This is a genomic window from Dyella monticola (assembly GCF_003363155.1).
GTDB lineage: Bacteria > Pseudomonadota > Gammaproteobacteria > Xanthomonadales > Rhodanobacteraceae > Dyella_B > Dyella_B monticola.
In genome coordinates this window covers 256,217-263,648 of sequence record NZ_QRBE01000006.1, presented here as the reverse complement: position 1 = coordinate 263,648, position 7,432 = coordinate 256,217, and the positions used below count along the sequence as shown (strand labels likewise).

Sequence of the window (7,432 nt, the reverse complement as noted above, 5' to 3'; positions counted from 1 at the left end):
GGTGATGCCGGGCGACAACATCAAGATGACGGTGACGCTGATTGCGCCGATCGCCATGACCGAAGGGCTGCGTTTCGCGATCCGCGAAGGTGGCCGTACGGTGGGTGCGGGCGTCGTCGCCAAGATCGTCAAGTAATTCACTGCTGTGGAAGGTCGCCTGTCATGCAGGCGACCTTTTTGTGAGGCGCTTGTCCTGTAGCTGTAATTAGGCTATAGTCGCCAAGTTGACTCGCCCGCCAACACGTTTGGTGCGGCTCACCGCGAAATGAGGCACAGGAGGTGCTTCGAGTTCGCTAACAGGATGTTGCGGGATCCCGGTCTAGAGTTAAGTCTCTGTTACCAAATGGGTTTCCGCGCACGTTATCTGTCTGGGCAGGCCGGTATGCGGCCTGCCCGGCGTTTTGAGGTCTCCAAAGAATCCATGATGCTTTGGGGCTTTGCAGGGCATGCGATGTAGTTAGTAGTTAAGGGTTGTGCGAGGCGGTGAGAAGCCGCTTCGAATCACAAATTCGTTCTTTAGATAACAGGACACGGTTATGGCGAACCAAAAGATTCGCATTCGGCTCAAGGCGTTCGATCATCGTCTGATCGACCGTTCGGCCAGCGAAATCGTCGAGACGGCCAAGCGCACCGGCGCTACGGTTCTCGGTCCGATTCCGCTTCCGACCAAGATCGAGCGCTACACCATTTTGGTGTCGCCGCACGTCGATAAAGACGCCCGCGATCAGTACGAAACCCGCACCCACAAGCGTGTGCTGGATATCGTCGATCCCAACGACAAGACCGTGGACGCGCTCATGAAGCTCGATCTCGCCGCTGGCGTTGATGTTCAGATCAAGCTTGGTTGAGCGAGAGACAGGATACGAACATGAGTATCGGACTGGTAGGCCGCAAATGCGGCATGAGCCGACTCTTCACCGAAGACGGCCGCTCAATTCCGGTGACGCTGATTGAAGCGACGCCGAACCGCGTGACGCAGGTGAAGACGGAAGATAACGATGGTTATAGCGCGGTGCAGGTCGCCGTTGGCGTCAAGCGCGCCAGCTTGTTGACGGCTCCGGAAAAGGGTCACTACGCCAAGGCGAAAGTCGAGCCGGGTCGTGGCCTGTGGGAATTCCGCCTGAATTCGGCCGATGTCGGCAAGTATGCCGTCGGCGCCGAAATCAAGGCTGACGAAGTGTTCCAGGTCGGCCAGATCGTCGACGTGGCCGGTGTCAGCAAGGGTAAGGGTTTCCAGGGCACCATTAAGCGCCATAACTTCAAGATGGGTGACGCTACCCACGGTAACTCGCTGTCGCATCGTGCGCCGGGTTCTATTGGTCAGCGTCAGACTCCGGGACGCGTGTTCCCGGGCAAGAAGATGTCGGGCCACATGGGTGCAGTGAACCGCACCGTGCAGGGTCTGGAAGTGGTCAAGGTCGACGCCGAGCGTCATCTGATCGCGGTGAAGGGCGCGGTACCGGGTGCAACCGGTGGCGACGTCATCATCCGCCCGACCACCAAGGGTTGAGGAGAGACGGCATGGAACTGAATGTTATTGGCGCCAAGCCGCTCGACGTATCGGACGATGTGTTCGGCGGTGAGTTCAAGCAAGCCCTGATCCACCAGGTTGTGGTGGCTTATCAGGCAGGTGGTCGCGCTGGTACGCAGTCGCAGCTTTCGCGCAGCGACGTGTCCGGTACCACCAAGAAGTTCAAGAAGCAGAAGGGCGGCGGCGCCCGTCACGGCGACTATCGTGCTCCCATTTTCGTGGGCGGTGGTGTGACGTTTGCGGCCAAGCCCCGCAGCTACGAGCAGAAAGTCAACCGCAAGTCCTATCGTGTCGCGCTGCGCTCCATCCTCTCGGAGCTCAACCGTCAGGGTCGTCTGAAGGTGGTCGAGAACTTCGGTATCGATGCGCCCAAGACCAAGGCGATGGTTGCCAAACTGGCCGAGCTGAACGTGTCTGGCCGCGTGTTGCTTGTGTCGGAAGACGCAAACGAGGCGCTGTACCTGGCTTCGCGCAACATCCCCTACCTCCATGTGGTGGATGTGTTGGCGCTCAACCCGGTTAGCCTGGTCGGTTCCGACTACGTGGTGATGACCGTCGAAGCGGTCAAGAAGGTCGAGGAGTGGCTGGCATGAGCAACGAACGCATTTTGTCGACGCTGCGCGCGCCGCATATTTCCGAGAAAGCGGCCCGTCTGGCCGAAAACAACCAGTACGTATTCGTGGTTGCCCCTGAGGCAACCAAGGCCGACGTCCGTGCGGCGGTCGAGAAGATGTTCGACGTGAAGGTCGAGCAGGTGAACCTCGTCAACGCCAAGGGCAAGGTCAAGTCCTTCCGTTTCCGCGCGGGCAACCGCCAGGGCAAGCGCAAGGCTTACGTCCGTCTCGCCGAAGGCCAGACGATCGACGTATCCGCGAAGGCCTGAGCCAGGAGTTCTGACAGATGGCACTAATTAATCACAAGCCAACCTCGCCGGGTCGTCGCGACGCCGTTAGCGTCCGCACCGAGGGGCTGCACAAGGGCGCGCCCTATGCGCCGCTGACTGAAAGCCAGTCCAAAACGGGTGGTCGCAACCATTTCGGTCGCATCACCACGCGTCATCGCGGCGGTGGTCACAAGCAGGCTTATCGCATCATCGATTTCAAACGCGACAAAGAAGGCATCGCTGCCAAGATTGAGCGCCTGGAATACGATCCAAACCGCACCGCGCATATCGCGCTGCTGTGCTACGCCGATGGCGAGCGCCGCTACATCATCGCGCCGGCTGGCGTGGCAGTGGGTGATCGCGTGGTCGCAGGTCACGATGCTCCGATCAAGGTCGGCAATAGCCTTCCGCTGCGAAATATCCCGGTCGGTTCGACGGTTCACTGCGTGGAAATGAAGCCCGGCAAGGGTGCGCAGATCGCGCGTTCTGCTGGCGCCTCGGTGCAGCTGATTGCCCGCGAATCCGGGTACGCGACCTTGCGTCTGCGCTCCGGCGAAATGCGCCGCGTGCCGGTTGATTGCCGCGCCACCATCGGTGAAGTCGGTAACGCCGAGCACAGCCTGCGCAAGCTTGGCAAGGCCGGTGCCACGCGTTGGAAGGGTATTCGCCCGACCGTTCGCGGTGTGGTGATGAACCCGGTCGATCATCCGCACGGTGGTGGCGAAGGCCGCACCTCCGGTGGCCGTCATCCGGTCAGTCCGTGGGGTACGCCGACCAAGGGTTACAAGACCCGTAACAATAAGCGCACGCAGCAGTTCATCGTGCGTCGTCGCAAGTAATAGGAAACCGTCATGCCGCGTTCTTTAAAGAAAGGTCCCTTCGTCGACCTTCACCTCGTGAAGAAGGTGGAAGCTGCGGTTTCCACTAACTCCAAGCGTCCGATCAAGACCTGGTCGCGTCGCTCCATGATCCTGCCGGAAATGGTGGGATTGACCATCGCCATCCACAACGGTCGCCAGCACGTGCCGGTGCTCGTCAACGAGAACATGGTCGGGCACAAGCTCGGCGAGTTCGCGGTGACACGCACCTTCAAGGGCCATGGCGGCGATAAGAAGGGCAAGTGATGAGCACTGAAGCCAAAGCGATCCTGCGTAGCGCTCGCATTTCAGCGCAGAAGGCACGCCTGGTAGCTGACCTGGTCCGCGGTATGCCCGTGGGCCGTGCCAGCGACGTGCTCCAGTTCACCAATAAGAAGGCCGCGCACATTGTCCGCAAAGTGCTGCTGTCAGCCGTTGCCAACGCCGAAAATAACATCGGTGCTGATGTCGACGAGCTGAAGGTCTCGCGTATCTTCGTGGACGAAGGTCCGGCGATGAAGCGCATGTACGCCCGCGCCAAAGGCCGCGGTTCCCGCATCCTGAAGCGCACGAGCCACATCACTGTGGTCGTTGGTAACTAAGAGGACGTAGACGATGGGTCATAAAGTTCATCCCACCGGTATCCGCCTCGGCATTGCCAAGGATTGGAACTCGAAGTGGTACGCCAATAAGGGCGAATACGCCCAGTACCTCGCTGCCGACTTGAAGGTTCGCGAGATGCTGCGCAAGAAGCTCGCCGCCGCCGGCATCTCGAAGATTCAGATCGAGCGCCCGGCCAAGACTGCCCGCGTGACGATTCACACTGCCCGTCCGGGTGTGGTGATCGGCAAGAAGGGCGAGGACATTGAGAAACTGCGCAAGGAAGTCAGTGACATGATGGGCGTTCCGACGCACATCAATGTCAACGAAGTGCGCAAGCCCGAGCTCGATGCTCAGTTGGTCGCCGAGTCGATCGCGCAGCAGCTCGAGCGTCGCATCATGTTCCGTCGCGCCATGAAGCGCGCCGTGGGCAATGCGATGCGCCTGGGTGCGCTGGGCATCAAGATCAATGTGTCCGGCCGTTTGAATGGCGCTGAAATTGCGCGTTCCGAGTGGAGCCGCGAAGGTCGCGTGCCGCTGCACACGCTGCGTGCGGACATCGATTACGGCACCGCCGAAGCGAAGACCACGTACGGCATCATCGGCATCAAGGTCTGGATCTACAAGGGCGAAATCTTCGATCTGTCCCAGATCGGGCAGGAGCCGAAAGAAGAGCAGTCCGCGCAGCCGCGCCGTGAGCGTGAAGGTGGCGAGGGCCGTCGTGAATCGCGTCGCGATCGCGAGGGTGGCGAAGGCCGCCGCGAGCGGACAGCGAAGTAAGGAGAGTTGCCATGTTGCAACCCAAGCGAACCAAATACCGCAAGCAGTTCAAAGGCCGTAATGACGGCTTGGCGTTCAGCGCCAACCTCGTCAGTTTCGGCGAATACGGTCTCAAGGCCACGACGCATGGTGCACTCACCGCGCGTCAGATCGAAGCGGCTCGTCGTTGCATCACACGTTTCGTGAAGCGCGGCGGCAAGCTGTGGATCCGCGTGTTCCCGGACAAGCCGATCACCAAGAAGCCGATCGAAGTCCGAATGGGCGCCGGTAAGGGTGGCGTGGAATTCTGGGTCGCACCGATCCAGCCAGGCCGCATGCTTTACGAAATCGAGGGTGTCGACGAGGCCACTGCGCGCGAGGCGTTCCGCCTGGCCGCTGCCAAGTTGTCGGTGCAGACCCAGTTTGTATCCAGGGCGGTGATGTGATGGCCATCGAAGATCTCTCCAACAAGTCGGCCGAAGAGCTGAAGCAGCACCTGCTGGACCTGCGCAAAGAGCAGTTCAATCTGCGTATGCAGAAGGGTACCGGCCAGCTCAGTCAGCCGCATCAACTGCGCCGTGTTCGGCGCGATATCGCCCGCACGAAGTTCGTGCTCGGCGGCAAGAAGTAAGAGGCGGCCGATATGAGCGACAACAGCAAACAGGCGCGTACCCTCGAGGGTCGCGTGATCAGCAATAAGATGGAAAAGACGGTTACCGTACTGATCGAGCGCCAGGTGCAACATCCGCTGCTCGGCAAGATCGTGCGCCGTTCCACCAAGCTTCACGCGCAGAATGATCTCGGCGCGAACGAGGGCGACGTGGTGCGCATTGCGGAGTGCCGACCGCTTTCCAAAACCAAACATCACCGCGTGGTCGAAATCGTCACGCGCGCCGAAGCGTAAGGAGAGGGTGCAGCCATGATCCAGATGCAAAGCACGCTTTCCGCCGCCGACAATAGCGGTGCGAAGGAATTGATGTGCATCAAGGTGCTCGGCGGCTCCAAGCGCCGTTACGCCGCGATCGGTGACGTCATCAAGGTCACCGTGAAAGATGCCATCCCGCGTGGCAAGGTGAAGAAGGGCGAGGTTTACAACGCCGTGGTGGTTCGCACTGCCAAGGGTGTACGTCGCGCCGACGGTTCGCTGATCCGTTTCGACGGTAACGCAGCCGTGCTCCTCAACAACAAGCTCGAGCCGATCGGCACCCGTATCTTCGGGCCCGTGACTCGTGAGCTGCGTGGCGAGAAGTTCATGAAGATCGTCTCGCTCGCACCCGAAGTGCTCTGAGGCGGAGAAGAACCATGAACCGTATCCGCAAGGGTGATCAGGTCATCGTGATCACCGGTAAAAACAAAGGTCAGCGCGGTGACGTGCTGCGCGTTGAGGGCGATCGCGTGTTCGTCTCCAACGTCAATCTGGTCAAGCGTCACACCAAGCCGAATCCGCAGGCCAATCAGGCCGGTGGCATTGTCGAGCGTGAGGCCTCGATCCATATCTCCAATGTGCAGCTGTTCAACCCCGCCACGAACAAGGGTGAACGCGTCGGTGCCAAATCGCTCGCTGATGGGCGCAAGGTCCGCGTGTACCGTTCGTCCGGCGAGGTCGTGGACGCGTAAGGAACACAAGTCATGACGCGCCTTGAAAATTTTTACAAAGAACAGGTAGTTCAGAAGCTCACTGAGCGCTTCGGCTACCAGAACGTGATGCAGGTCCCCCGCATCACCAAGATCACGCTGAATATGGGCGTGGGCGAAGCGGCGGGCAACAAGAAAGTGCTCGAGAACGCAGTGGCCGACATGGCCAAGATCGCCGGCCAGAAGCCGATTACGACCAAGGCGCGCGTTTCCGTGGCCTCGTTCAAGATTCGCGACGGCTGGCCGATCGGCTGCAAGGTCACGCTGCGCCGCGCGACCATGTGGGAGTTCCTGGATCGCCTGATCAACATCTCGCTGCCCCGCGTTCGCGACTTCCGCGGCGTGTCGGGTCGCGCCTTCGACGGCCGTGGCAACTACAACTTCGGCGTGAAGGAACAGATCATCTTTCCGGAAATCGACTTCGACGCGATCGATGCCGTACGCGGTATGGACATCTCCATCACCACCACGGCGAAGACCGACGAGGAAGCCAAGGCGCTGTTGGAAGCCTTCAACTTCCCCTTCCGTAACTGACGCGCCCCCGGACACTCGAGAGATTTATGGCAAAGACCTCCATGGTTAACCGCGATATCAAGCGGTCCAAGCTGATCAAAAAGCACTCCGCCAAGCGCGCCGAACTGAAGGCCATCGTCGCAAGTCCTAAGTCCTCTTATGAGGAAAAGATGGACGCACAGGCCAAGCTGCAGAAGCTGCCGCGCGATTCCAGCGCGAGCCGCTTGCGCAACCGCTGTGAACTGTCCGGTCGTCCGCGTGGCGTGTACCGCAAGTTCGGCCTTGGCCGTAACAAACTGCGCGAAGCCACCATGCGTGGCGACGTGCCGGGTTTGCGCAAGGCGAGCTGGTAAGCCAGCACGCTACACACCCTCTCTCCGTCGAGGGAGGGACTGGGGTAAAAGGACAAACCTCGCGAAAAGCGAGGTTGCTTTCAGGCGGGAGCCGACAATTACGTCGATCTAGCCTGGAGTCCCCGCAGACCCAATTCCTCGTCGCTCAGCGCCCTCTTAGGAGGAGCAGGGAGCGGGGGTTTTCCGACTACTTTGTCGCATTAGTATTCGCAAAAACTGGAAAAGGCTGATATGATTGACGGTCTGCGTATCGCAGGCCGGTCTTTCCGCCGGCTCACAATCTAGAATTGATTTCCGGTTT

16 protein-coding genes are annotated in these 7,432 nt (G+C 59.9%); all 16 read left to right on the top strand.

The window, feature by feature from the left end:
* The coding region (locus tag DWU98_RS12300; protein WP_484488896.1) for an EF-Tu C-terminal domain-related protein at positions 1–136 on the top strand (136 nt) is incomplete at its 5' end.
* A 400-nt stretch (positions 137–536) separates the two neighbouring features.
* Positions 537–848, top strand: coding sequence for a 30S ribosomal protein S10 (rpsJ, locus tag DWU98_RS12295; RefSeq protein ID WP_014402136.1), 312 nt, complete (start codon positions 537–539; stop codon positions 846–848).
* 20 nt (positions 849–868) lie between these two features.
* Complete coding sequence (rplC, locus tag DWU98_RS12290) at positions 869–1,510, top strand: 50S ribosomal protein L3 (protein WP_115495845.1); 642 nt, start codon at positions 869–871, stop codon at positions 1,508–1,510.
* 11 nt (positions 1,511–1,521) lie between these two features.
* Positions 1,522–2,124, top strand: coding sequence for a 50S ribosomal protein L4 (gene rplD / locus DWU98_RS12285; RefSeq protein WP_115495844.1), 603 nt, complete (start codon positions 1,522–1,524; stop codon positions 2,122–2,124).
* Positions 2,121–2,414 carry a 50S ribosomal protein L23 gene (gene rplW / locus DWU98_RS12280; RefSeq protein ID WP_115495869.1) on the top strand — a complete coding sequence of 98 codons (294 nt, stop codon included), beginning with the start codon at positions 2,121–2,123 and terminating at the stop codon, positions 2,412–2,414. Before rplD ends, rplW begins: the two co-directional genes overlap by 4 nt.
* 17 nt (positions 2,415–2,431) lie before the next feature.
* On the top strand, positions 2,432–3,253 hold the full coding sequence (gene rplB / locus DWU98_RS12275) for a 50S ribosomal protein L2 (RefSeq protein ID WP_115495843.1): 822 nt from the start codon (positions 2,432–2,434) through the stop codon (positions 3,251–3,253).
* A gap of 12 nt (positions 3,254–3,265) precedes the next feature.
* Positions 3,266–3,538, top strand: a complete 273-nt coding sequence (gene rpsS / locus DWU98_RS12270) for a 30S ribosomal protein S19 (protein WP_115477112.1) — start codon at positions 3,266–3,268, stop codon at positions 3,536–3,538.
* Complete coding sequence (rplV, locus tag DWU98_RS12265; RefSeq protein WP_115495842.1) at positions 3,538–3,873, top strand: 50S ribosomal protein L22; 336 nt, start codon at positions 3,538–3,540, stop codon at positions 3,871–3,873. The genes rpsS and rplV overlap by 1 nt, the downstream gene beginning before the upstream one ends.
* A 13-nt stretch (positions 3,874–3,886) precedes the next feature.
* Positions 3,887–4,651: a 30S ribosomal protein S3 gene (gene rpsC, locus DWU98_RS12260; RefSeq protein WP_115495841.1), complete on the top strand. Its 765-nt coding sequence runs from the start codon at positions 3,887–3,889 to the stop codon at positions 4,649–4,651.
* A gap of 11 nt (positions 4,652–4,662) precedes the next feature.
* Positions 4,663–5,076 carry a 50S ribosomal protein L16 gene (gene rplP, locus DWU98_RS12255; protein ID WP_115495840.1) on the top strand — a complete coding sequence of 138 codons (414 nt, stop codon included), beginning with the start codon at positions 4,663–4,665 and terminating at the stop codon, positions 5,074–5,076.
* Positions 5,076–5,261 (top strand): 50S ribosomal protein L29, encoded by a 186-nt coding sequence (rpmC, locus tag DWU98_RS12250; protein ID WP_115495839.1) that lies wholly within the window; start codon positions 5,076–5,078, stop codon positions 5,259–5,261. Before rplP ends, rpmC begins: the two co-directional genes overlap by 1 nt.
* A 12-nt stretch (positions 5,262–5,273) precedes the next feature.
* Positions 5,274–5,534: a 30S ribosomal protein S17 gene (rpsQ, locus tag DWU98_RS12245; protein ID WP_115495838.1), complete on the top strand. Its 261-nt coding sequence runs from the start codon at positions 5,274–5,276 to the stop codon at positions 5,532–5,534.
* Positions 5,535–5,549: 15 nt separating this feature from the next.
* The gene (rplN, locus tag DWU98_RS12240) at positions 5,550–5,918 is read left to right on the top strand and encodes a 50S ribosomal protein L14 (RefSeq protein WP_115477106.1); all 369 of its coding nucleotides are present in this window, start codon (positions 5,550–5,552) and stop codon (positions 5,916–5,918) included.
* 14 nt (positions 5,919–5,932) lie between these two features.
* The gene (gene rplX / locus DWU98_RS12235; protein ID WP_115495837.1) at positions 5,933–6,247 is read left to right on the top strand and encodes a 50S ribosomal protein L24; all 315 of its coding nucleotides are present in this window, start codon (positions 5,933–5,935) and stop codon (positions 6,245–6,247) included.
* Positions 6,248–6,259: 12 nt separating this feature from the next.
* The gene (rplE, locus tag DWU98_RS12230; protein ID WP_115495836.1) at positions 6,260–6,799 is read left to right on the top strand and encodes a 50S ribosomal protein L5; all 540 of its coding nucleotides are present in this window, start codon (positions 6,260–6,262) and stop codon (positions 6,797–6,799) included.
* 26 nt (positions 6,800–6,825) lie between these two features.
* Positions 6,826–7,131: a 30S ribosomal protein S14 gene (rpsN, locus tag DWU98_RS12225; RefSeq protein WP_115495835.1), complete on the top strand. Its 306-nt coding sequence runs from the start codon at positions 6,826–6,828 to the stop codon at positions 7,129–7,131.
* Positions 7,132–7,432 lie beyond the last annotated feature (301 nt).